The sequence below is a fragment of the Geomonas sp. Red276 genome, from assembly GCF_054784495.1.
In genome coordinates, this window is record NZ_BLXW01000002.1 from 177422 (window position 1) to 202269 (window position 24848).

Below are 24848 nucleotides of genomic sequence, written 5' to 3' on the forward strand. Positions count from 1 at the left end.
TACGGAGGCAGGGTGCCGGGGTCGTGACGGCGGGAAAGCTGCCTCTTTACAAAAAAAAGGGGGCGACCTATAGTCGAATCTTCCGCCCGCTGGAAAGGCCGGCGATGCCGGTGGGCATTCTCTCGCATCGAAAGGTACTCTGTGCGGCGTTGGTTGTTATCGAAAAAGCAGCTCTTTTCCCTCGTTCTGGCGCTCTCGCTGGTGGCCGGGAGCGTGCCGTCCTGGGCCGAGCCGGCCGCCGCGGCTCATTCCTCGACGGTAGTGGTGGTCGGGGGCGACAAGAACTTCCCTCCCTACGAATTCCTGGACAAGAACGGCCAGCCGGCCGGCTTCAACGTCGAGCTCACCCGCGCCATCGCCGAGGTGATGGGGATAAAGGTGGAGATCCGGCTCGGCAACTGGGACGACATGCGGCATGGCCTCGAAAACGGGTCGATCGACATCCTGGAGGGGATCACCAGTTCGGAGGCCCGCAGCAAGACGGTCGATTTTTCTCCCCCGCACAACATCATCCATACCTCCATCTTTGCGCGCAAGGGCGCCCAGCCGGTATCGGGACTGGAGGCGCTGCGCGGCAAGGAGGTGATCGTGCAAAAGGGGGGCAACATGCACGACTACCTCCTCACCCACGATATAGGTGCCAAACTCTTCTTCGTCGATACCCACGCCGACGCGCTGAGGCTGCTGTCGTCGGGAAAGCACGACTACGCGCTGGTGGGGAACCTCCCCGGCCTCTACCTCGGGCGGGAGTTGGGGCTGTCCAACATCGTTGCGGTCGGCCACCCCTTTGCCGGCGGCTACTACGGCTACGGCGTCAAGAAGGGGAACGCCGAGTTGCTCTCTACCTTCAGCCAGGGGCTCGCCATCGTCAAGAACACCGGGCGCTACCAAAAGATCTACGACAAGTGGCTGGGGGTCCTGGAGCCCCAGCAGCCTTCCCTGGGGAAGATCCTCCGGTATCTGGCCATGGTGGTGGTTCCTCTGCTGCTCATCCTCGGCGGCACGGTGATCTGGTCGAGGACCCTCCAGCGGCGGGTGGCGCAGGCGACGGCGGAGCTCCAGCAGCACCAGCAGCAGCTTATCCAGGCGGACAAGATGGCTTCCCTCGGGATCCTGGTTTCCGGTGTCGCCCATGAGATAAATAACCCCACCGGTCTCATCCTCTTCAACATCCCGGTCCTCAAGAAGCTTTTCCAGTCGGCCCAGTCCAGCCTCGAGGAGCGCTTTGAGGAGCACGGGGATTTCATGATCGGCGGGATACGGTATTCGCAGGTGCGCGAGGAGGCCCCGCGGATGTTCGACGAGATGCACGACGGCGCCCGGCGGATAAAGCGGATCGTGGATGACCTCAAGGATTTTGCCAGGAAGGACGATTCCGACCTGAACGAGTCGGTCGATCTCAATGTGGTGGTGGCGGCCTCGGTCCGGCTGGTGGAGAACTCCATCAAGAAGGCGACCCATCGGTTCGAGGTCAGCTGCGCCGAAGGGCTTCCTCGCTGCCGGGGGAACGCGCAGAGGATCGAGCAGGTGGTGGTCAATCTGATCCTCAACGCCTGCCAGGCGCTTCCCTCGCCTGATAAGGGGATACGGGTGGCGACCTCGTTCGATCAGGAAGCAGGGGAGGTGCTGGTCTCGGTCAGCGACGAAGGGGTCGGCATTCCGGCGGAGCACGTGTCCCATCTCACCGATCCCTTCTTCACCACCAAAAGGGACCAGGGAGGCACAGGGCTCGGGCTGTCGGTTTCGGCGGGGATCGTCAAGGACCACCAGGGGCGGCTGATGTTCGCTTCGGCGGTCGGGGAAGGGACGACGGTGACGGTGGCGCTGCCGGCGGAGGCGTAAAACCTCCCGCACCCGGCCCCTTGTATAGTCATCCCCTCTCCCGGAGGGCGAGGGGATACTATTCCACCCGGCCCTTGTGTCCTTTATCCCCTCGCCCCCATTGGGGGAGAGGGTGCCCGTAGGGCGGGTGAGGGAAGGTTCTCAAATCACCCTCACCCCTCCCCCTCTCCCGGAGGGCAAGGGAATTGGAGTATAGAAAGGGCGAGGGGGATAGCACTCTCTCAGCTTTGAGTCGGTAAAGGAGACGGAGCTTGATGATGGATGAACTCTATCCTTCTTTCGGGATTTTACTGGTGGATGACGAGGAGGCGTGGCTGAGAAGCCTCAGCATGACGCTGGGACTGTCGGCGGGGATCAGCAACCTCGTGCGCTGCAGCGACAGCCGCGACGTGATGGGCATCCTCGCCAAGGGCGGTATCGGGCTGGTGCTCCTCGACCTCAACATGCCCTATCTCTCGGGAGACGAGCTCCTCGCCACCATCGTGGAGGAGCATCCGGACATCCCGGTGATCGTCATCTCGGGGCTCAACCAGGTGGAAACCGCGGTGGAGTGCATGAAGCGCGGCGGCTTCGACTTCTTCGTGAAGACGGTCGAGGAGGAGCGCCTGATCCAGGGGGTGCAGCGCGCCATCCGCATGATCGAACTCCAGCGGGAAAACCGCGAGATGCAGTCGCGCCTTCTCACCGACAAGCTGGAGCATCCGGAGGCGTTCGCCGAGATCGTCTCGGGGGACCCGGCCATGCGCTCCATTTTCCGCTACATCGAGGCGGTCTCCAGGAGTAGCCAGCCGGTCCTTGTCACCGGGGAGAGCGGGGTAGGGAAGGAGCTGGTAGCCAGGACCATCCATCGCCTCAGCCGCGCACCGAAGAAACTGGTCTCGGTCAACGTGGCGGGGCTGGACGATAACGTCTTCAGCGATACCCTCTTCGGCCATACCAGGGGTGCCTTCACCGGCGCCGACGTCACCCGCCGCGGCATGATCGAGCAGGCGGCCGACGGTACTCTCTTTCTCGACGAGATCGGCGATCTCAGCACGCCGTCGCAGGTGAAGCTTCTCCGTCTTCTCCAGGAGGGGGAATACTTCCCGCTGGGTAGCGACCTCCCCAAGCGGATGAACGCCCGGGTGGTGGTCGCCACCCACCACGACCTCGGGGCCAAGCAGGCCCGCGGGGAGTTCAGAAAGGACCTCTACTACCGTCTCTGCGCCCACCACGTCCACATCCCGGCGCTGCGTGAGCGCCCGGGCGACATCGCGCCGCTTTTGGACCACTTCCTGGAGGAGGCCGCCAGCGAGCTCGGCAAGAGGAAGCCGACGGTCCCGAAGGAGCTTCCCATCCTTCTCTCCACCTACCCCTTCCCCGGCAATGTCCGTGAGCTCAGGTCGATGGTCTATGACGCCATGAGCCTTCACGAGAACCGGATGCTCTCCATGGACTCCTTCAAGCGCGCCATGGACAAGCAGGGATTCAGTCCGGCCGAGCGGAGCGCCGCGCTCTCGGCGGCGGGGTCGGTTTTCCTTCCGTCGGCACCGCTCCCCTCCGCCCGTGAGGTCATGGATCTGCTGATCGCCGAGGCCATGACCCGTGCCTCGGGGAACCAGTCCATCGCCGCCCGCCTGATCGGCATCTCCCAGCCCGCACTCAGCAAGCGGCTCAAGAAGCAGAGCTGACATCCTCCGCATCCCGGCCTTCCCCGTGAAGTCTTCGCAGGGGCCACCTTGGATAAATCCCCCCTGTCCCCCCTTTGCAAAGGGGAAGACGTCTGGCCGCCGTTTTCCCCAAGCGCCATACCTAGTCGAACCCTTATGAAATCCAGATCGGTGATAACTTTCGTGAAGTTGCCGGTCTGTAAGGGGTTTTTTCGCCATTCGGTCATCGTTGCCGCGTTCTCCCCTCCCGAAAGTTATAACCCTTTCTATCCCCAACAATGCCGGAAATCTTAACGAAACCGGCGCCTTGCCCCCGTCTCGCCCTTTGGCATCTCCCTTGCTCAAAAAGCGTGGCCCGAATTGAGCCCCCACGCCTGCCCGGCCTGATCCTCCCGGCCGAGGATGCCCTGTGAAGCCCCTGGACCAGCGGTAACCAGCCGCGCTGGCCAGCCCCATTCCATGCACGAGGAGAAGGAGAAGCACCGATGAAAAAGAACAAACTGACACTATGTATCATGGCCGGGATGGTGCTCGGTATCGCGGTAGGCTACGCCTGTAATGTGAGCGTCAACGCGGCTGACGCGAAGGAACTCGCGGGGTACTTCTCCATGGTGACCGACATCTTCCTGCGGCTGATCAAGATGATCATCGGCCCGCTGGTGTTCGCCACCCTGGTCTCCGGCATCGCCGGGATGGGCGACTCCAAGGCGGTCGGCCGCATCGGCGTCAAGGCGCTCGGCTGGTTCCTCTGCGCCTCCCTCGCCTCGCTTTTCATCGGTATGTTCTTCGTCAACGTCCTGCAGCCGGGACACGCCATGAACCTGGCGCTCCCCGCCGCCGGCGCCGCCACCAACCTGAAGACCTCGTCGCTCAACTTGAAGGATTTCGTCACCCACGTCTTCCCGAAGAGCTTCTTCGAGGCGATGTCGCAGAACGAGATCCTGCAGATCCTCGTCTTCTCGGTCTTCTTCGGGTTCGCCATCGGCTCTTTGAAAAAGGAGCAGAACCGCACCATCCTCAAGTTCGTGAGCGAGCTGGGGCATGTCATGCTGAAGGTGACCGACTACGTCATGTGGGTCGCGCCCTTGGGGGTCTTCGCCGCGGTCGCGTCGGTCATCACCGTGCAGGGGCTCGGTGTACTCCTCACCTACGGGAAGTTCATCTCAGGCTTCTACCTTTCCCTGGCGGCCCTCTGGATGGTCCTCATCGCCGGCGGTGCAGTGGTCCTCAGGGGGCGCACCATCTCGCTTCTCAAGATGATCCAGGAGCCGATGCTGATCGCCTTCTCCACCGCGAGCTCCGAGGCCGCCTACCCTAAAACCCTCGAGCAGTTGAAGCGTTTCGGCGTCTCCGACAAGATCGCCGGTTTCGTGCTGCCGCTCGGTTACTCCTTCAACCTCGACGGCTCCATGATCTACCAGGCCTTCGCCATGATCTTCATCGCCCAGGCTTTCAACGTCGAGCTCTCGATCTCCAAGCAGATCACCATCCTCCTGGTTCTCATGGTGACCAGCAAGGGGATGGCCGGGGTCGCCCGTGCCTCCCTCGTCGTGGTGGCGGCGACCCTCCCGATGTTCAACCTTCCCGAGGCGGGCCTTTTGCTCATCATGGGGATCGACCAGTTCCTCGACATGGGGCGCACCGCCACCAACGTGATCGGTAACTCCATCGCCACCGCGGTGGTCGCCAAGTGGGAGGGGGGCCTCGCCGAAGCAGGTGCCGCCGAAGAGGAGGCCGCCGAGGCCGACGAGGATCTCTTTGCCATTCCCGACCCGGTGGCCGACTAGCCGGCGGGATCGTCGTCTCACTTAAACTGAAGTGGCTTACCGAGAGGGGGTGTCTGAAAAGGCGCCCCCTTTCTGCATCTGGCGTGCCCTGACTCCCGCCATTTCACCGGCGAATGGTGGTTGGCTGAGCCTGACTTGAGGCGGGATCGTATTGGGGCCCTTTAAGCATTTAGTTGTAATCAGGATAGGAGAAAAGTAATGAGCTTGTAAGGCGATAGAGCATAACTGTTAACAAATTATAAATTATCAATCTTTTGTTTATTCACTTAATTTAACAGCCGAAAATGCCGATCTATTTAAACGGATTCGAACCAGGTAGGCACCGATAACTCCGGTCACTGTACCCAGAGCTATGACAGAGGAGGCAGTATGTTCACCCGCATGAAGATTGCTGTTCGGCTTTCGCTAGGATTCGGCCTGTTATTGTTATTGACCATCGTGGTCGCCGCCACCGGATACTGGGGCGCCAGCAGCATCAATCACGAGGTCGCCAAAGATCTCGACAGCGACGGTGTCATCGCGCAGCACGCGGGCCGGGCACGGGCCAACATCCTGGGGCTTCGCCGTTACGAAAAGGACGTCATCCTCAACTGCGCTTCCCCTGAGAAGGTGCAGGAATATTACAAGAAGTGGAAAGAAGAGGAGGAGAAGGTCGAGCAGCGGATGCAGGCGCTGGAGAAGGTGGCGGTGGATCCGAAAGACCGAGAGACGGTCAAGGCCCTCCGTGCCGACCTCACCACCTACCGTGCCGGCTTTCCCAAGGTTTACCAGGCCATCGTGCAAGGGAAGATAACCACCCCTGCCGCGGGCAACCAGGCAATGGGCGAGTACAAGGACGCGATCCACAGCATGGAAACGACGGCCGCCGATTTCGCGGTGGACGGATACAAACGGCTCGATGGACTCAAGGGGACCATCGGGAAGAAGGTATCGAGCGTGGTGATGACCTTGGCCATCCTGGTCCTCGTCGTGATGGCCGCCGGCGTGGCCACGGCGCTCATCCTCTCCCGCAAGATCGGGGCGATCCTCAAGTCCCTCGTCCAGGAGGTGGACCATCTTTCCGAGGCAGCCATCAACGGTCAATTGACCGTCCGCGGCGATACCGAGAAGATCGACTTCGAGTTCCGCGGTATCGTCGAGGGGATGAACCGGACCCTCGATGCGGTGATCGGCCCCCTGCACATGGCGGCCGGCTACGTGGACCGGATCTCCAGGGGAGACATGCCCCCGAAGATCACCGACCAGTACAAGGGAGACTTCAACGAGATCAAGAACAACCTCAACAGCGCCATCGACAACATCAACCTCCTCATCGAGGATGCCAACATGCTGGCCGACGCGGCCTTGAGGGGAAATCTCGCGGTCCGGGCGGACGCCACCCGCCATAGCGGCGACTACCGCAAGATCGTCGAGGGGGTGAACAGTACCCTCGATGCGGTCATCACCCCGCTCAAGATGGCAGCCGACTACGTGGAGAAGATCTCCAAGGGGATCATCCCTCCCGCCATCACCGAAAATTACCAGGGGGATTTCAACCACATCAAGAACAACCTCAACGTGCTGATCGGGGCGACCAACGGTATCACCGCCGCCGCCAAGGAGATCGCCGACGGAAACCTGATGGTGGAACTGAAGGAGCGCTCGCCCCAGGACGAGCTGATGCAGGCGCTGGCTGCCATGGTTGCCAAGCTGGTCGAGGTGGTGGGGGAGGTCAAGGCATCCTCCAACAACGTCGCTTCCGGCAGCGACCAACTCTCGGCCGGCGCCCAGCAGCTGTCCCAGGGAGCCTCCGAGCAGGCGGCCTCTGCGGAAGAGGTCTCCTCCTCCATGGAGGAGATGACCGCCAACATCAGGCAGAATGCGGATAACGCACAGCAGACCGAAAAGATCGCTGTGAAGCTGGCCGTCGACGCCCGCGAGGGGGGTAAGGCGGTCAACGAGACGGTCAAGGCCATGAACGACATCGCCGCCAAGATCTCCATCGTCGAGGAGATCGCCCGGCAGACCAACCTCCTGGCGCTCAATGCCGCCATCGAGGCGGCCCGGGCCGGGGAGCACGGCAAGGGATTCGCGGTGGTTGCCTCCGAAGTGAGAAAGCTCGCCGAAAGGAGCCAGAAAGCGGCGGCGGAGATCTCGGAACTGTCCATCTCCAGCGTCCAGGTCGCCGAGCACGCCGGCACGCTTTTGGCCAACATCCTCCCCGATGTCCAGAAAACGGCGGAACTGGTGCAGGAGATCAGCGCCTCGAGCCGGGAGCAGGACTCCGGCGCCGAACAGATCAACAAGGCGATTCAGCAGCTCGACCAGGTCATCCAGCAAAACGCAGGCTCCTCGGAGGAGATGGCCTCCACGGCGGAGGAGTTGTCCTCGCAGTCGGAGAAACTGCAGGCGATGATCGAATTCTTCAGGATCGACGAATTCCGGGTCGCCCAGCGGGCCCGGCGGCCGCTCCCCAGGGAAGCCCAGCCCGAGCCCAAGCTGACCATGTCGGCCAGGCGCGAGAAGCCCCAGGTGAGAAAGCCGCAGGCGGCCTCCGGTGGCGGCCATCACCTGGTGCTGGAGGACGAGGAAGACCAGGGATTCGAGAAGTTCTGACCGGCCAGGAGCCATCGATGCTGTCAAAGAGGGGTGCTCACCTTAAGGGGGCACCCCTCTCTTCGTCTCCCGGCAGAGGGGATGGCAGAGAGGAGCTGCGGTATACGCACCACTGTCACATCAATTTGGTTTGACTCTGTTAGTAAAAAAAAGTAACGTAGCCGGGATTATCTGAAGGAGTGTATGCATGTTACGAGCGCGGCTCTACCTCCTTTTCATGGTCCCGTTCACCCTTTTCTGCTCCATGATCGCTGTCATCGGCGGTCTCTTCGACGGCAGCGGGAAAGTGGCTCACGCGGTGGCCAAGTTCTGGAGTCGCGGGATGCTCACGGTGGCCCGCATCAAACTTGAGGTGGACGGCCTCGAAAACGTTCCCACTGACGGCCCGGTGATCTACATGGGGAACCACCAGGGGAACTTCGATATCAACGCCCTTTCCCTCGCCATTCCGCGCCTCTTCTCCTGGGTCGCCAAGGAAGAGCTCTTCCGGATCCCGCTCTTCGGGGCCGCCATGAGTCGCGCCGGCTACATCCCCCTGGACCGCAGCGACGGCCGGAAGGCGCTCAAGAGCATGAAAAAGGCGGCCGAGAGGATCGCGGCCGGCGCCAGCGTGGTGATCTTCCCGGAGGGGACCAGGACCAAGGACGGACACCTGCTCCCCTTCAAGAGGGGGGCCTTCATGCTGGCGACCCGGGCCGGCGTCCCGGTGGTGCCCTTCACCATCAACGGAAGCCGGGCGATCAACCCCGCCAACCGCATCGAGCTCTATCCGGGGACCATCAGGATCAGCTTCGCCGCGCCGCTTGCTTCGGCCGGGGTGCCGGAGGGGGAGCTCTTGGAAAAGGTGCGCGAGGCGATCGCCGCGAGGCTGGAGGTTTAGTGCAATGACGATACTGTATCTGGCTATGGTGGCGGCGGGGATCGGGATGATCTGCTGGGGCCTCCCGGCGTCGCACCGGATGAAGGCTCCCTATGACGCGTTGGCGGCCCTGGCCGTCCTGGTGGGGGTGGTGGTCGGCCTCCTCGGGGCTCTCCTGACCGCCGATCCTGGATTTTTCAAGAGCTAGGGGGATTCCCCCGGGAAACGATATGGAAAACGCTAAGACGATAGCAGTGAACGTGGTGGCCGGCCTGGTCATCGGCCTGGTGATGACCTCGGGAGCGGTACTGTACCGGCAAAACGCCCTCTTCGCCAAGGGTGAACGGGCGGCGACCGGCGGTTACGGCGGCTGGGACTTCCCCTCCGCGGTGGCGGGGTACGAAGCCGCCATCCACATGTACGTCCCCGGCTCTCCGCTGGTGGAGAAGAGCGCCGCCAAGCTCTGGGAGATGGGGCAGCTCTGCGAGCAAAACGGCGACGTGACCCGGGCGCTCATCGCCTACCGCTCGCTGAGGAGCTCATTCTACGCCGTCACCTGGCTGACCACGCCGGGCAAGGATTACATCGACCGCTGCGACGCCCGCATTGCCCAACTGGTCAAGCAGCAGGGCGGCCGCTAAGGGCGAAACGGGAATAATCCCCGGTTCACTCCTCCCCCTTCCTGCATGCTCCCCCTCCCCTTCAAGGAGAGGGCTGGGGTGAGGATGGGGGTGGAGTCAGAGGAAGTAACTTGGAAGAAGAACTAACCAACACAGCCACGGCAAGCGGCCTCAAGTTCGTAGCCCTCGGGGGCTTGGGCGAGATCGGCCTCAACATGGCCGCCTTCGAGTACGGCGACGACATCGTCATCGTCGACTGCGGCCTGATGTTCCCCGAACCGTACATGCTCGGGATCGACGTGGTGATCCCCGACATCTCCTACCTCCTGGAGCGGGCCGACAAGGTGCGGGCCATCCTCCTCACCCACGGCCACGAGGACCACATCGGGGCGCTCCCCTACGTGCTCCGGGACCTCAATCCTCCCATCTTCGGCACCGCGCTCACCTTGGGCCTCGTCAAGGAGAAGCTCAAGGAGTTCGACCTCGACCAGAAGGTGGACCTGCGGGTGGTCCGGCCGCGCGAGAAGGTGATCCTCGGCGAGTTCTGCGTCGAGTTCATCCGGGTGGCCCACTCCATCGTGGACGGCTGCGCGCTGGCCATCAGGTCGCCGGAAGGGGTGGTGATCCACTCGGGCGATTTCAAGCTCGACCAGACCCCGGTGGACGGGGAGCTGACCGACCTGGCCACCTTCTCCCGCTACGGAGAGGAGGGGGTGCTGGCCCTCTTCGCCGACTCCACCAACGTGGAGCGCGAGGGGTACACCCTTTCCGAACGGCTGGTGGGCGAGGCCTTCGCCGAGATCTTCCCGCGCTGCTCGGGGAGGGTCATCGTGGCGGCCTTCTCGAGCAACATCCATCGCGTGCAGCAGGTGGTGGAGGCGGCCCAGAAGACCGGGAGAAAGGTCCTCTTGAACGGCCGCTCCATGATCGCCAACGTGCAGATCGCCCGCGAGCTCGGCTACCTGAGGATCCCCGACGACATCCTGATCGATTTGAAGGAGATGCCGCGGCTTCCCAAGGAGGAAGTCTGCATGATCACCACCGGGAGCCAGGGGGAGCCGATGAGCGCCCTGACCCGGATCGCGATGGACGATCACAAGCAGATCAAGGTCGAGGAGGGAGACACCGTGATCCTCTCCTCCCGCTTCATCCCGGGGAACGAGAAGACCATCTCGGACCTGATCAACCACCTCTACCGCCGGGGCGCCGAGGTGATCCACGAGAAGGTCTCCGAGGTCCACGTCTCCGGCCACGCAAGCCAGGAAGAGCTGAAGCTTCTGCACAACCTGGTGCGGCCGCGCTTCTTCGTCCCGGTGCACGGCGAGTACCGCCACCTGGTCAAGCATGGCCAGCTTGCCCAGCGGGTCGGGACCCCGAAGGAGCGGACCATCCTGGCGGTCAACGGGGACGTCATCCTCTTCGACCGCGGCGAGGCGCTGATCGCCGACCACGTGGAGACCGGCCGGGTCTTCGTGGACGGCAAGGGGGTGGGCGACGTCGGCAACGTGGTGCTGAAGGACCGCAAGCACCTCTCCGAGGACGGCATGGTGGTGGTGATCATCGGGATCAACCAGACTTCCGGCGAGATCATCTACGGCCCCGACATCGTCTCGCGCGGCTTCGTCTTCGAGGACGAGAGCCAGCAGTACCTCGACGAGGCGAAGAAAGTGGTGCTCGACACCCTGGCCCTGGTCAACACCGAGGTACTGACCGACTGGAGCGAAGTAAAGCTGGAGGTCCGCCGGGTGCTGCGGCGCTTCTTCAACAAGACCATCGAGCGCCGCCCGGTCATCCTCCCGCTGGTACTGGAAATGTGACGTGAACCAAGTTCTAGGTTCTATGTTCTACGTTCTAGGTTAGAGACAAAAGAGGACGTAGATAAGGCCATAGTGGTTTTCAACGTAGAACCTAGAACGCAGAACATAGAACTGGTTTAGTTATGGCAACGACGGACGAACAAAAAATCGAAAAGAAGGACAAGGTAACCAAGGAGATGAAGGGGATGGCCCTCGGGGCCGCCGGCATCTTCCTCCTGGTGGCGCTTCTCTCGTTCAACGGCGAGGACCTCTCCTTCAACAGCGCCTCCAACGCGGCCGCCATCCACAACCTGGGTGGCTCCTTCGGGGCGCAGGTGGCCGACCTCCTCCTGCAGCTTTTGGGGCTCGCCTCCTATCTCTTCCCGATCACCCTCGTCTACCACGCCTACCGCTCCTTCACTTCGGACCCCATCCGCTTCCGTCCCTACAAGGCGGTGGGTTATAGCCTGTTGGTGCTGTCCGTCTCGGGGCTCTTCGCCTTCAACCTCCAGTTCACCGAACTGCTGAGCCAGCGGGTTCCGACCGGCGGCTTCATCGGCTACCAGTTCGCCTCCTTGCTGAAGAGCGCGGTCGGCAAGGTCGGGGCCATCCTGGTGCTCCTCCCGATGCTGGCGGCGGCCGCCATGCTGCTGTCCCGTTTCTCCTTCGTCCTTTTCGCCAGCTGGTGGGGGACCGCGCTCAGGGACCGCTGGGCCCGCTACCAGGAGCGAAAAGCCATCAACCGCGAGCTGATGGAGAAGGAGGCGCCCAAAGGGGAGAAGCCCAAGCCGCAGTCGGCGCCGGTCATCAAGCCCGCGGCGGCAGCGCCCCCGGTCAACGCGGTGGCGGCCAAGAAGGAGAAGAAGAAGGACGACAAGAAGGCCGCTCCCATCCAGGAGGCCTTCGAGTTCATCAAGGCGGACGGTAACTACCGTACGCCCCCCCTGTCGCTGCTCGATCCTCCACCCGAGACCACCAAGCGCCAGGACCGCGAGACCCTGACCATGAACGCCCGCCTGGTGGAGAAGAAGCTCCGCGACTTCGGCGTGGAAGGGGAGGTGGTGGAGATCTGCCCCGGCCCGGTCATCACCATGTACGAGTTCGCTCCCGGCCCCGGCATCAAGGTGAGCCGCATCGCCGGCCTCTCCGACGACCTCTCCATGGCGCTGCAGGCCCACTCCATCCGCATCGTGGCCCCGATCCCCGGCAAGGGTGTGGTCGGTATCGAGCTTCCTAACCGCGAACGCGAGATGGTTTCCCTGAAGGAGATCTTCAACTCCGAGGAGTTCCACAAGGGGAAGATGAAGCTCCCGATGGCGCTCGGCAAGGATATCGCCGGCAACCCGCTGGTGACCGACCTCGCCAAGATGCCGCACCTCCTCGTGGCCGGCGCCACCGGCTCCGGTAAATCGGTCGCCATCAACACCATGATCCTGTCGCTTCTCTACACCTCCACCCCCAACGACGTCAGGATCATCATGGTGGACCCGAAGATGCTGGAGCTCTCGGTCTACGAGGGGATCCCGCACCTGCTTTTGCCGGTCGTCACCAACCCGAAGAAGGCCTCCCTCGCTTTGAAGTGGGCGGTCGAGGAGATGGGGCGGCGCTACCGGCTCATGAGCGATAAGGGGGTCAGGAACATCGACTCCTACAACCGCGAGCTGGAGAAGAGCGAGAAGGAGCAGGCCGAGCGGGAGGCGGAACGGGAAGCCGAGCGGGCCAAGGGGGTGGTGGTCCTCGAGGAGGCCGACGAGGTCGACGATACCGAGGACATGGAGGCGCGCGAGGCGGCCATCCAGGCCTTCCTGGAGAAGGAAGACCAACTGGAGCACGGCCATCTTCCCTACATCGTGGTGATCGTCGACGAGCTCGCCGACCTCATGATGGTGGCCGGACGCGAGATCGAGGAGTCCATCGCCCGTCTGGCCCAGATGGCCCGCGCCGCCGGTATCCACCTGATCCTGGCCACCCAGCGCCCCTCCGTCGACGTCATCACCGGTCTCATCAAGGCGAACTTCCCGGCCAGGATCTCCTTCCAGGTCTCCTCCAAGATCGACTCCCGGACCATCCTGGACGGCAACGGCGCCGAGTCCCTCTTGGGGATGGGGGACATGCTCTTCCTCCCGCCGGGGACCTCGAAGATGCTCCGCTCCCACGGCGCCTTCGTTTCCGACACCGAGGTGGGAAGGGTGGTGGAGTTCCTGAAGAAGCAGGGGAAGCCGGTCTACGAGAAGTCGATCCTGGAGATGAAGTCCTCCGACGAAAAGGAGGAGGGGGGCGACGAAGACGAGATCGACGAGCGTTACGACGACGCACTCGCCCTGGTGGCCGAGACCAAGCAGGCCTCCATCTCCATGATCCAGCGGAGGCTTCGGATCGGCTACAACCGGGCCGCCCGCATCATCGAGAAGATGGAGCAGGAAGGTGTGGTTGGTCCCTCCGACGGCACCAGCAAACCCCGTGAAGTTTTTATCAACAAGATCTAGCCACCCTCAGGAGGAGCAATGACCCCCAAATGTCGCAGTGGCAACCTGGCCCACTTCGCGGTTACCATCATCGGCAAGGACCGTCCCGGCATTGTGGCCGACACCGCCGAGGTCCTCTACACCCTCGGGTGCAACGTGGAGGACTCGAGCTGCACCATGCTCGGCGGCGAGTTCGCCATGATCCTGATCGTCTCCCACACCAAGCCCTTCGCCAAGAAGCAGCTGGAGGGGGAATTCGCGGCCAAGGTCCACGACCGCGGGCTCTCGACCTTTGTCCGGTCCTTGAAGGATGACGAGGTCTGCTACCAGAAGCCGAGCGGCGAGCTCTGCCTGATCTCGGTCTATGGCAGCGACCAGCCGGGGATCGTGTACCGGGTCACCCGCGAGCTGGCCGACCGCGGTGTGAACATCAACGACCTCAACACCAAGCTGGTGGGGACCCCTGCCGAGCCGGTGTACGTGATGATGATCGAGGCGGCCCTTCCGGAGGAGATGTCGGTGGACGACGCCTCCCTGCTGCTGGAAAAATTGAAAAAGGAGTTGAGCGTGGAGATTTCGGTGCGTCTCATCACACCGGTCTCCCTCTGATATGGCTGTACAACCCATCCTCATCTATCCGAATCCCATCCTGAAGATGCAGGCGTGGACGGTGGAGCACTTCGACGATGAGCTCAGGCAGCTGATCGCGGACCTGGTCGACACCATGCACGCAGGTCCGGGCTCCGTCGGCGTTGCCGCTCCCCAGATCGGTGTCTCCTCCCGGGTCTGCGTAATCGACGTCTCCAACAACCGTCACGGCAAGGACAACAACCACGGCCTCTTGCTGATGGTCAACCCGGAGATCGTGGCCAGAAGCGGCGCCGCCGTCATGCGGGAGGGGTGCATGAGCGTCCCCGACTACACCGGCGACGTCGAGCGCGCCACCGAGGTTACCGTCCGCTTCACCGAGCCCGACGGCAATGTCCGCGAGTTCACCGCCACCGGCTTCGAGGCGGTCGCCATCCAGCACGAGATGGACCACCTGGACGGCTTCCTCTTCCTGGACCGCATCACCTCGCTGAAGACCGGCCTCTTCAGGAGAAAGAGCTACAAGTAACCCCGAAGGCACCCTCACCCGCCCTTCGGGCACCCTCTCCCGGTGGGAGAGGGCATCAACAGCATCCCCTCGCCCTCCGGGAGAGGGGCAGGGGGGAGGGAGGTTTTCGGGTGTCGAGGCACATGTCATGAAATGGTTGCTAATGCTGTCCGCCGGTCTTTACCTCATCTCCTACCGGCGCATCCTCTTCGCCGCGGCCACCGCCGGCGAGCTCGTCTACCTCGCCAGCCGGGGCCTCACCCTCGGGCGTCTTCCGCTTATCGGCCCTCAGGACACCCTGGCCTTCCTCGCCTGCTCCGTAGGCCTCATGGCGCTCCCCTTCATCTTCTCCAAGCAGTTAAGGGACGACAGCGTCTTCTGCTGGAGTTGCGGCGGCCTGGCAGCGCTCTTCTCGCTCCTCGCGCTCCCCTTCCCGACCCTCAACATGCCGCTTCCCCCGGTCTTGAACACCATGTGGTTCGAGCTGCACGTAGCACTCGCCTTCTTCTCCTACGCCCTTTTCGGCGTGGCGGCCATCCTCGGGGGCTTCTTCCTCTCGCGCGGCAGCCGCAACCTTCTCGATCTCCAGTACCGCGCCGCCCTGGTCGGCTACTCCTTCTTCTCCTTCTCCATGGTCTCCGGGGGGATCTGGGGCTACTACGCCTGGGGGACCTACTGGCTCTGGACTCCGAAGGAGCTCTGGACTTCCATCCTCTGGCTCTTCTACTCCATGTACCTCCACCTGAGGGTGAAGGGGCAGGAGTGCGACCGGATGTTCGCCTGGCTCGGGATCGTCGGCTTCCTGATCTCCATCTTTACCTACCTGGGCGTCAGCATGCTCATGCGTAGCTCGCACAGCTTCTAGGGGGAGGGTGCCATGCTGAAGACGATCTACCAACGCCTTACCTCGCTCAACCTCGGGCTCTGGCTCTTAACCGCCCTGATGGTCGCTCTGGCCCTCGGCTCCTTCTCTCCGGGAGGAGGGGAGGAATCCCGCCTCAACGACCTCCCGCTCCTCATCTGGCTCCGCCATGCCCCGCTCTCCTACAGCTGGTGGCTCTGGCTGGCGGTCGCCCTGGTGGCGGTCCTCTCCCTGAACGCCATCCTCTGCTCGATCGAGGCGCTCAGGAGGAAGGGTCGGAGCATCGCCCCCCACCTCATGCACCTGGGCTTTCTCCTCATCGCGGTGGCGCACCTCGTTTCGGCCTACGGCGGGATGAAGGACGTCCTGCAGGTCGGGGAGGGAACGGTGATCGGCTTTCCCGACCGCGAGCAGGTCCGGGTGGAGAGGATCAGCGGCGAGACCGGAGAGATGGGGATGCCCATCTCCTACCGCGCCGAGCTTCGCTTCGCCAACGGGGAGGTCGGGACCACCTCGCCCAATCATCCCTGTTTCCACAAGGGGTTCGGTATCTACGTGAAGCAGGTGGATCTCGGGCCGATGCCGATGGCCCTGATGGAGATCCACCGGGAGCCGGGGGCGCTTCCCGCCCTGGCCGGAGGCCTCCTCTTCACGCTGGGGAACCTGATGCTCCTCGCCTAGCGCAGAAAAAGGGAATAAAAAAAGGGCGCCCGATGAGGCGCCCTTTTTCGTTCCAGCAACCCGTAGGTCGCGTTGAGGTACGAAACGCGACACTTTCCGGCGGTCATGGCAATCGTTGCGTTTCACGATGAAGCAGTTCAACGCAACCTACCTTCTCTCTACACCCCGACCCTCACCCGGCCTGCGGCCACCCTCTCCCCCAATGGGGGCGAGGGAAAAACTTAGGTTCCCTCCCCTTCAAGCTTGCCCGCCGCAGCCTTGGCGAAGGAGGGGGGGGGCAGGGTGAGGATGGGGGCCGACATAAAAAAAGGGCGCCCGATGAGGCGCCCTTTCTCGTTGCTGGCCGGCGGATCCTACTCCTACTTGAGGATCTTCACCGCCTTGATCACGATCGGGGTGGCCGGGACGTCGGCCATGCCGCGGCTGTAGCCGGTGCGGGTGGCGGCGATCTTGTCCACCACGTCCATGCCGGATATCACCTTGCCGAAGACGGCGTAGCCGTACCCCATCATGTTGTCCCTATGGTTGAGGAAGTCGTTGTTCGCCACGTTGATGAAGAACTGCGAGGTCGCCGAGTCGACGATCATGGTGCGGGCCATGGCGAGGGTGCCGCGATCGTTCTTGAGCCCGTTGGTGGCCTCGTTCTTGATCGGCGGATCGGTCGGCTTGGGCGTGAGGTTCGCGTCCATGCCGCCACCCTGGATCATGAAGTTGGGGATGACGCGGTGGAAGACGGTCCCGTTGTAGAAACCTTTTTTGGCGTAATCGAGGAAGTTTTTGACCGAGATCGGCGCTTCTTTCTGGAAGAGCTCGACCTTGACGTCCCCCATGTTCGTCTCGATGACCGCCATCGGGTTGTGGTCGGCAGCCCCGGCGGTACCGGCGAAGCAAAGGAGCAGGGTAAGGAGGCACATCAGTTTTTTCAGCATGTTACGGTTCCCCTTTCTGGTTGGTTTGCGTGCCTTTAAATTTATAAGGCAATCCTCACTGGCGGTCAACCCCTAGCTTGGTCTCCCGTTAACAAATGGTTGACATATCAGTTGTCGCCGTGGAAAATGCCGTCACATAAAATCCCGGGGAGGTGGGTGGACTTGCAGATTCAATTTGGAACCGACGGCTGGCGAGGCGTCATTGCCGATACTTTTACCTTCGAAAACCTGTCGCTGGTGGCCCAGGCGACCATGGATTACCTGCACGCCGAGAAGCTGGCCGACAAGGGGCTGGTGATCGGCTACGACCGCCGTTTCCTCTCCAAGGAGTTCGCCGAATGCGTGGCCGGCATCGCGGCCGGTAACGGCATCAAGACCTGGCTTTGCGACGGCTACGCGCCGACCCCCGCCGTCTCCTGGGCGGTCTTCGAGAGGGGTGCCGGGGCCGGGATCATGATCACGGCCAGCCACAATCCCCCCCGCTACAACGGCTTCAAGGTCAAGGAATCCTTCGGCGGATCGGCCCGCCCTGCCACCACCAAGGTGCTCGAGCGGATGGTGGCCGACAACCAGGCCAAGGGGCGCAAGGTGGTCTCGGTGAGCCTCGCCGACGCCAAGGCCTCCGGCGTGCTGCAGTCCTTCGACGCCGAAAAGGCCTACCTCGCCCAGCTCGGCAAGTACGTCGACCTGGAGCTCATCAACAACTCCGGGATCAAGGCGGTGGTAGACCCGATGTTCGGCGCCGGCTGCGGGTACCTGCCGCGCCTGGTTCCCGGCATCACCGAGATCCACGGCACCGAGAATCCGAGCTTCGGCGGCCATCCCCCCGAGCCGATCGCCGAGCACCTCGAAGAGCTCGCCTCCCTGGTCCGCGAGGGCAAGTTCCAGGTGGGTCTCGCCCTCGACGGCGATGCCGACCGGATCGGTGCCGTCGACGAGACCGGCGAATTCTTCTCCTCCCACCGCATCTTCACCGTTCTTCTCCGTCACCTTTACGAGCGCAAAGGGGTGCGGGGGGGCGTGGTCAAGACCGTCTCCACCACCCGCATGATCGATCTCCTGGCGGACAAGTACGGCCTCAAGATCTTCGAGACCCCGATCGGCTTCAAGCACATCTGCGAGATGATGCTGGCCAACGACATCCTGATGGGGGGCGAGGAGTCCGGCGGACTCGGCGTCAAGGGGCACATCCCCGAGCGCGACGGCATCCTGATGGGGCTTCTCCTCCTGGAGGCCATGGCCATGAGCGGCAAGGGGCTCCGGGCGCTGCTCGACGAGACCATGGACGAGATCGGGCACTTCCACTACGCCCGCATCGACATGCCGATCGACAACACCTCCAAGCAGAAGCTGGTCAGCGACCTCTCCGCCGGGGGGATCTCCACCATCGCCGGCCACGCCGTGGTCGACACCAACTTTTCCGACGGCTTCAAGTACATCTTCGCCGACGGCGCCTGGCTGCTGATCCGTCCCTCCGGGACCGAGCCGGTCCTGAGGCTGTACAGCGAGGCGGGGGACCCTGCCAAGGTGGAGCAGCTTCTCCAGGCCGCCCGTGGGATCGCCGGCGTGTAGCCGGATATCTCCACGGCATATTCCTTGAAATGGCAGGTGAGTTCTGCTATAGAGTATAATCCGCGTCAAAAGACGGCTAAAGTCAGCACCCGTTAAGGAGTCCTTCATGTCGAATCCTCAGTTGATCATGTACGATGAGGAATTCAAACAGATAAATGTGGTCATCGAGAAACTCCTGAGGGAAGCGAACGCCAAGGTGATCTTTCTGGTGGACAAAAACGGCCAGCTGATTACGGGGTGCGGGGAAACCGAGCGTTTCGACACCACCTCGCTGGCTTCGCTCACCGCAGGTAACATCGCCGCCACCGGCGGTCTCGCCAAGCTGATCGGCGAGAAGGAATTCTCCATCCTCTTCCACGAGGGGGAGAAGGACAACCTCCACATCTCCATCGTGGCCGGACGCGTCATCCTGGTCGTCCTCTTCGATACCCGGTCATCTCTGGGCCTTGTCCGTCTCAGGGTGAAGAAGGCCTCCGAGGAGCTGGCGGTCATCTTCGGCCGGCTGGTGCAGAAGAGCGAGGAGAAGGAGAAGACCGGCGACAGCGACTTCCCATTCGCCGAGATCACCGACGACGATATCGACAATCTCTTCAGCTAGCGGCCCTCCGGGACGCCCGGGAGATTCACGAAGCGAATACCTCTCCTGACTGCCTGACGGGGGAGAGTTAAAGAAAGAGGTAAACCCCGATGTCCTTCATCAACTACGCTTCCCGCGAGATAAACTGCAAGATCGTCTACTACGGCCCGGGCCTCTGCGGGAAGACGACCAACCTGCAGTTCGTTTACCAAAAGACTGCCCCGGAAGCGAAGGGGAAGATGATCAGCCTTGCCACCGAGACCGAGCGGACCCTGTTTTTCGACTTCCTCCCGCTGGCGCTCGGCGAAATCCGAGGCTTCAAGACCCGCTTCCACCTCTACACCGTTCCCGGCCAGGTCTTCTACGACGCCTCCCGAAAGCTGATCCTCAAAGGGGTAGACGGGGTGGTGTTCGTGGCCGACTCCCAGGAGGAGCGGATGGACGCCAACATCGAGAGCGTCGAGAACCTCCGGATCAACCTGGCCGAGCAGGGGTACGATCTCGACAAGATCCCCTACGTCGTCCAGTACAACAAGCGCGACCTCCCCAATGCGCTCTCGGTCGACGAGCTCCGCAAGGAGCTGAACCCGACCAACGTCCCCGACTTCGAGGCCTGCGCCACCACCGGCGAAGGTGTCTTCGAGACGCTGAAAGCGATCGCCAAGTTGATCCTGTTCGACCTCAAGAAGGGGCACTAAGACAGCGCCTCATCTTTCTTAAAAAAATCCCCCTGGACCACATGGCCCAGGGGGATTTTTCGTTTTTGCCGGGAAAGGCTTCCCTCACCCCCGCCCCTCTCCCGGAGGGAGAGGGTATATGGACTTGAAGAGATGCCCTCTCCCTCCGGGAGAGGGTGGCCGAAGGCCGGGTGAGGGAGGTTCTTGAGGGGGGAGTGACGATGAGGTTAGCCCTCCTTCTGCTCCTCGTGCAGATGCTCCCACACCGCCCGCGCCGCGGCCTCGCTCATCCCCGGGGTGGAGGCGAGCTGCTCCTGAGTTGCCTCCTTGATCCCCTTCAAACTCCCGAACCGAATCAGCAGCAGCCGCTTCCTCTTCGGCCCGATACCCGGGATCCCCTCCAGCTCCGACGACGTCAGCTCTTTGCTCCTTACGCTCTTGTGGTAGGTCACCGCGAACCGGTGCGCCTCGTCGCGTATGCGGGCGAGAAGCAGCAGCGGCGCCGAGTTCTGCCTGAGGGTGATCGGGTTCTTTCTCCCCGGCCTGAAGACCCGCTCGTCGCTCTTGCTGATCTCCGGGCTCTCCATGTCGCGGAAGGTCCGGCTCTTGGCGAGACCCGCCGCCTCCACCCCTTCCACCCCCAGGTCGTCCAGCACCGCATTCAAGACTCCTAGCTGCCCGAGCCCGCCGTCCACCACGATCAGGTCCGGCTTATCCTCCTCGCTCTCCGGCTTGAACCGGCGCGAGAGCACCTCCCGCATCATGGCGAAGTCGTCGGACTGCATCACCTCGCGGATCCGGTAGCGGCGGTAGAGCGAGCGGTCGGCCTTGCCGTCGATGAAGACCACCCGGCTTCCCACCGCCATCTGCCCCTGGATGTTGGAGATGTCGTAGCACTCGATCCTGCGCGGCGGCGCCGGGAGGTGCAGGCGCTCGGCCAGGTCCTTGAGGAGGTTCTCGGCCGAGCTTTCCTTGGCGAGCCGCTCCTCGGCGGCGGTCTGCGCGTTCTTCTGGGCCAGCATGACCATCTCGAGCTTCGGTCCGCGCTGGGGAACATTGATCGAGACCTTCTTCCCCGCCTTCTCGGTGAGAAGCTCCTCCAGGGCGCCCGGCTCCGGGATAGGGAGCGGAAGGAGGACCGAGGGTGGGATCGGGTTGTCGAGGTCGTAGTATTCGTTGAGAAACGACGCCAGGCCTTCCTCGGTCTCCATCTCCCACACGAAGCGGAAGCTGCGGCTCCCGGTGAGGGCCCCCCCGCGGATGTGGAGGAGGGCGATCTGCAGCTCTTCTCCGGCGCGGTGCAGACCGAAGACGTCGCTGTCGCCGCCGCGGGAGACCACCTTCTGGCGTTCCACCGTCACCTCGATGGCTTTCAAGAGGTCGCGGTAACGGGCGGCGTCCTCGTAACGCATGTCCTCGGAGGCGAGGTTCATCTTGGCGCGATAGATGCGGGCGATCTCGGTGTTCTTTCCCTCCAGGAAGAGGGCGGCCCCTTCGGCGAGCGCTGCGTATTCGGCCTCGGAGATGAGCCCGCAGCAGGGGGCGGAGCATTGCTTGATCTGGTAGTAGAGGCAGGGGCGCTTCCTCGCCAGGCAGGTGGCGAGCGGGTAGTGGCGCAGCGGGAAGACCTTGTAGAGCTGCTTGAGCACTTCCTTGGCGGAGGTCGCCGAGGAGTAGGGGCCGAAGTAGCGGGCGCCGTCGGAAGGGACCTTGCGTACCAGTGAGAGCCGAGGAAAGCGCTCCTTCATGTCCATCCGGAGCGAGAAGTACGTTTTGTCGTCCCGAAGGTTGATGTTGTACTTCGGATGGTGCCGCTTGATCAGGGTGTTCTCGAGGATCAGGGCCTCTTTTTCGGTATCGGTGACGATGAACTCGACGGACTCCACCAACTGCACCATGAAGCGGATGTGGATGCGCGCGTCGCCGGAGCCGAGCACGTACTGGCGGACCCGTTTCTTGAGGCTGCGAGCCTTACCGATGTAGAGGATGGTCCCGTCCGCCGACTTCATCAGGTAAACCCCGGGCGACGACGGGAAGTTGTCGATCATGGATAGGGCAATCATGGCGGGTAGTATAGACGGATGAGTTTAAGAAGGGAAGGGGGGGGAGGAGCTAAAGGCTCTCACTGTCACGGATAGCTTGGTGTTGTTCAGTGACAACCGTCCTGGAAGTATCGATGGCGGTCGATGGTCCCGTCAAGGCGACGGTTGGTCCTTGGAAACATTGCCATGACGTGAGGTGGCGGCTGTTCTGGTGCTGAGATCGGGACGCCCGATCCCGCTGACGGGATGGACGCCTCGAGGGTTCGTGCATGTATCACCAAGGTGATGGGGATTGGTCCATTCAAGGGGAGCTTCCAAGCCCAGCAACGAGGTGCGTAGCCTGCAATGGGAATCGATACTCTCTAACTGGTGGATGCTTGGTCCTGCGGCAGTGATGCATGGTCCTGAGAGAGGGATGGATAGTGCTGGGACAGGGATGCATGGTCCTGTGAAAGGAATGCCTGAGGCTGCGAGAGCGATGCCGCGGCCTGTGATGGCAGCGAGCGGACTGATGATGGTTGTCATTGGTACAAAGGCAGCCGTGGTGCCCCTCGCGAAAGTGACGCTTGGTTGTGGTGATCGTCATCACAAAGCATGTCCTGTCCTCTTCATCAGTCTTGAGACGCTCTTCAGAGGACTGAGTATGGTCATCAAAGGACCAACTGGGCACCCTTCGAAACCCCTTTGCGCCGGCGCAGCTTGAAGAGACGGTTTGAAACTAAAATTTCGGTGCGGAGCTGGAGAAAGCCGGGGGCAAAATCCCTCCTGTCCCCCCTTCGCAAAGGGGGGAATGATGGGCAGGGTTAACCTTTGCGCGGGGCGCGCTTGGAGGAGGCGGGTTTGACGCCGGATTTGGGGGCGGCGCCGGCGGTTGCGGTGCCTTTGCCTGCCCCTTTGGGAGCGGCTTTCTTGGCGGCGGAGCGTGCCCCCGTTCCGGTAGCACCGGCACCCGCTGGCTTCTTCCCCTTGTAGCCTCCCTGGTTCTTCTGCTTCTGCGGGTTGGCGATGGAAACAGTGATCGGCTTCGTGTGGAGGAGCGCGCCGTCCAGCGAAAGGATGGCGTCCTTGGCCTCGGCATCCGTGGACATCCTCACGTAACCGCAGCCCATGAAGCGGCCGGTCTGGGTGTCCCTGATGAGATGGACGGAGGTCACCCGCCCGGAGACGGAGAAGAGTTTTTCGAGGTCGTATTCGGTGGTTTCGTAGGAAAGGCTCCCAACGTAGAGCTCTTTGGCCATGTATCGGTTCTCCTTGAATTCTGTGGAGCGGCACTGTAGCACAGGAAAAGGTCGGCGGCAAACCTTTCCCGGGTGAAGAGATCTCGTAGGGTGGGCAGCCCTCCGCCCACCGATCCGTGCACCTGACCGCGTGGGCACGCGGTGCCCACCCTAAAGGCCGGTCCGCCCGCCTTACGCCTGGCCTTTTTCGCGGAAGATGGCGGTGAACATCGGGTCGCGGTCGGTCTGGGAGGCGGTGAGCACCATCTCCACCTCGACGGCGCGGCCAAGCTTGAGCACCCGCTGGATCGAGGTCGCTTCGGCCGGCACCTCGCCGCGGGCGAGTTTCTCCTTCAATGCCGGTCCTCCTTCGAGATAGTCGAAGATGTTGTCCCCGAGGAGATCCTGGCGGGAGCGCCCAAGGAGCGTCTCGGCCTTGTGGTTGGCGATGACGATGCGCCCGTCCTTGAGGAAGGTGACGATGGCGGAGGCGGCGACCTCGATGAACTTCCGGTACCGTTCCTCGGATTCGTGCGACTGAACGGTGCGGCGGGTGAGCTCCTCCATCATTTCGTTGAAGGCCCCGATGAGCACGCCGATTTCATCGTTGGACCGTCTGGGGAGCTTTTCGCGGAAGTCGCCGGTGCGGGTGACGCGGGTGATGGTCTCGGAGAGCATCCTGACCGGAGCGACGATCTCCCGGCTCATGATGAGCCCCATGACGGTCACGACGATCAAAAAGATCGCGGTACGGGCAGCCATGTCGAGGGCGAAGTTGACCCCGAGCTGGGCGTACAGGTCCTTGAGGGGGATGCTGACCGACACGGCCCCGATGACCTCGCCGATGTGGTAGTTGTACGAATAGTGACCGGGAGGGAAGCGCTTCCTGACGAAGTCGGGTGCGGTTTCGAAGGGGCCGTGGCAGTTGAGGCAGGAGGCGGTGGCGAGCATCGGCTGCATGTACCGGAAGAGCTCTGAACCTCCGGAACTGACGATGTCGTACACCTCGCGGGGCGGGTTGTGCTGGAATTTCTTGAGTTGCGCGGTTTCGTAGGGGTCCGGACTGTTCTGAGGGTTCCGGTAGCGAAGGGAGACCTGGCGGACGTAGAACTTGCTGTTCTGGGTGACCCGCCTGGCCACCTGGGTGGCGACCACCTGCGGGACCAGGTTGTAGTTGTGCTCCGGCTCGTCCTTAACCACCGACGACATGTACTCGCGCGTCTCGATCAGTTCCCTGGCGAAGGTGCGGGCGTTGTCGATGGCAAACTGGATGATGAGGCTTTGCTGACGCTGATAGGTAAAGATCCCGGTGACCACCAGCAACACCAGCAAGAGCAGTGACATCAGACCGAAGAACTTGATCCGTAACGGTAGGTCGGACAAGCGAGACATGGGGGCTCCGGCTTTTAATGATTTACAGCCGGAAGTATACCGAATGAGGGGTGAAGCGCAAATGAGAGGGCGTACGGTAGGAGAGGGTGGCCGAAGGCCGGGTGAGGGCAGATTTTGTAAACTCCCTCACCCCTGCCTCTCTCCCCTAAAGGCGCGAGGGAATAGATAGGTACTGCCCCTCTTCGCTCAA

At 62.5% G+C, this 24848-nt stretch carries 20 protein-coding genes; 16 read left to right on the forward strand and 4 right to left on the reverse strand.

Going from position 1 to position 24848, the window contains the following annotated elements:
- Positions 1 to 153: 153 nt before the first annotated feature.
- The 13 genes from ACYVL5_RS02705 (at position 154) to ACYVL5_RS02765 (ending at position 16252) form a co-directional block, all read left to right on the forward strand.
- Positions 154 to 1842, forward strand: a complete 1689-nt coding sequence (locus ACYVL5_RS02705; RefSeq protein WP_460594012.1) for a transporter substrate-binding domain-containing protein — start codon at positions 154 to 156, stop codon at positions 1840 to 1842.
- A gap of 254 nt (positions 1843 to 2096) precedes the next feature.
- Positions 2097 to 3512: a sigma-54-dependent transcriptional regulator gene (locus ACYVL5_RS02710; RefSeq protein WP_460594110.1), complete on the forward strand. Its 1416-nt coding sequence runs from the start codon at positions 2097 to 2099 to the stop codon at positions 3510 to 3512.
- A gap of 464 nt (positions 3513 to 3976) precedes the next feature.
- Entirely contained in the window at positions 3977 to 5278 is a 1302-nt protein-coding gene (locus tag ACYVL5_RS02715) for a dicarboxylate/amino acid:cation symporter (protein ID WP_460594013.1), read from the forward strand.
- Positions 5279 to 5647: 369 nt separating this feature from the next.
- A complete protein-coding gene (locus tag ACYVL5_RS02720) occupies positions 5648 to 7873 on the forward strand; it encodes a methyl-accepting chemotaxis protein (RefSeq protein ID WP_460594014.1) in 2226 nt (741 codons plus the stop codon).
- Between the two features lie 187 nt (positions 7874 to 8060).
- Entirely contained in the window at positions 8061 to 8753 is a 693-nt protein-coding gene (locus tag ACYVL5_RS02725) for a lysophospholipid acyltransferase family protein (RefSeq protein ID WP_460594015.1), read from the forward strand.
- A gap of 4 nt (positions 8754 to 8757) precedes the next feature.
- Entirely contained in the window at positions 8758 to 8940 is a 183-nt protein-coding gene (locus ACYVL5_RS02730) for a hypothetical protein (protein WP_460594016.1), read from the forward strand.
- Between the two features lie 22 nt (positions 8941 to 8962).
- Positions 8963 to 9373 carry a hypothetical protein gene (locus ACYVL5_RS02735; protein ID WP_460594017.1) on the forward strand — a complete coding sequence of 137 codons (411 nt, stop codon included), beginning with the start codon at positions 8963 to 8965 and terminating at the stop codon, positions 9371 to 9373.
- A 110-nt stretch (positions 9374 to 9483) separates the two neighbouring features.
- Entirely contained in the window at positions 9484 to 11169 is a 1686-nt protein-coding gene (locus ACYVL5_RS02740; RefSeq protein ID WP_460594018.1) for a ribonuclease J, read from the forward strand.
- A gap of 122 nt (positions 11170 to 11291) precedes the next feature.
- Positions 11292 to 13634, forward strand: coding sequence for a DNA translocase FtsK (locus ACYVL5_RS02745; RefSeq protein ID WP_460594019.1), 2343 nt, complete (start codon positions 11292 to 11294; stop codon positions 13632 to 13634).
- Positions 13635 to 13652: 18 nt separating this feature from the next.
- Positions 13653 to 14222 (forward strand): glycine cleavage system transcriptional repressor, encoded by a 570-nt coding sequence (locus tag ACYVL5_RS02750; RefSeq protein WP_460594020.1) that lies wholly within the window; start codon positions 13653 to 13655, stop codon positions 14220 to 14222.
- Position 14223: 1 nt separating this feature from the next.
- Positions 14224 to 14730 (forward strand): peptide deformylase, encoded by a 507-nt coding sequence (def, locus tag ACYVL5_RS02755; RefSeq protein WP_460594021.1) that lies wholly within the window; start codon positions 14224 to 14226, stop codon positions 14728 to 14730.
- Between the two features lie 127 nt (positions 14731 to 14857).
- Positions 14858 to 15574 (forward strand): cytochrome c biogenesis protein, encoded by a 717-nt coding sequence (locus ACYVL5_RS02760; RefSeq protein WP_460594022.1) that lies wholly within the window; start codon positions 14858 to 14860, stop codon positions 15572 to 15574.
- A 12-nt stretch (positions 15575 to 15586) separates the two neighbouring features.
- On the forward strand, positions 15587 to 16252 hold the full coding sequence (locus ACYVL5_RS02765; RefSeq protein WP_460594023.1) for a cytochrome c biogenesis protein ResB: 666 nt from the start codon (positions 15587 to 15589) through the stop codon (positions 16250 to 16252).
- 359 nt (positions 16253 to 16611) lie between these two features.
- Here the strand turns inward: ACYVL5_RS02765 and ACYVL5_RS02770 are convergent, their stop codons facing one another.
- Positions 16612 to 17181 (reverse strand): peptidylprolyl isomerase, encoded by a 570-nt coding sequence (locus tag ACYVL5_RS02770; protein ID WP_460594024.1) that lies wholly within the window; start codon positions 17179 to 17181, stop codon positions 16612 to 16614.
- Between the two features lie 162 nt (positions 17182 to 17343).
- On the opposite strand from ACYVL5_RS02770, the gene ACYVL5_RS02775 reads away from it, so the two are divergent.
- From ACYVL5_RS02775 to ACYVL5_RS02785, 3 genes are all read left to right on the forward strand, one after another.
- Positions 17344 to 18753, forward strand: a complete 1410-nt coding sequence (locus tag ACYVL5_RS02775) for a phosphoglucomutase/phosphomannomutase family protein (protein WP_460594025.1) — start codon at positions 17344 to 17346, stop codon at positions 18751 to 18753.
- A gap of 106 nt (positions 18754 to 18859) precedes the next feature.
- Positions 18860 to 19351, forward strand: coding sequence for a roadblock/LC7 domain-containing protein (locus tag ACYVL5_RS02780; protein WP_460594026.1), 492 nt, complete (start codon positions 18860 to 18862; stop codon positions 19349 to 19351).
- Between the two features lie 89 nt (positions 19352 to 19440).
- Positions 19441 to 20028, forward strand: coding sequence for a GTP-binding protein (locus ACYVL5_RS02785; protein ID WP_460594027.1), 588 nt, complete (start codon positions 19441 to 19443; stop codon positions 20026 to 20028).
- Between the two features lie 206 nt (positions 20029 to 20234).
- On the opposite strand, the gene uvrC is transcribed toward ACYVL5_RS02785, so the two are convergent.
- From uvrC to ACYVL5_RS02800, 3 genes are all read right to left on the reverse strand, one after another.
- Positions 20235 to 22070 (reverse strand): excinuclease ABC subunit UvrC, encoded by a 1836-nt coding sequence (uvrC, locus tag ACYVL5_RS02790; RefSeq protein ID WP_460594028.1) that lies wholly within the window; start codon positions 22068 to 22070, stop codon positions 20235 to 20237.
- A gap of 782 nt (positions 22071 to 22852) precedes the next feature.
- A complete protein-coding gene (locus tag ACYVL5_RS02795; RefSeq protein ID WP_460594029.1) occupies positions 22853 to 23287 on the reverse strand; it encodes an RNA recognition motif domain-containing protein in 435 nt (144 codons plus the stop codon).
- A gap of 171 nt (positions 23288 to 23458) precedes the next feature.
- Entirely contained in the window at positions 23459 to 24658 is a 1200-nt protein-coding gene (locus ACYVL5_RS02800; protein ID WP_460594030.1) for a c-type heme family protein, read from the reverse strand.
- Positions 24659 to 24848: the final 190 nt, after the last annotated feature.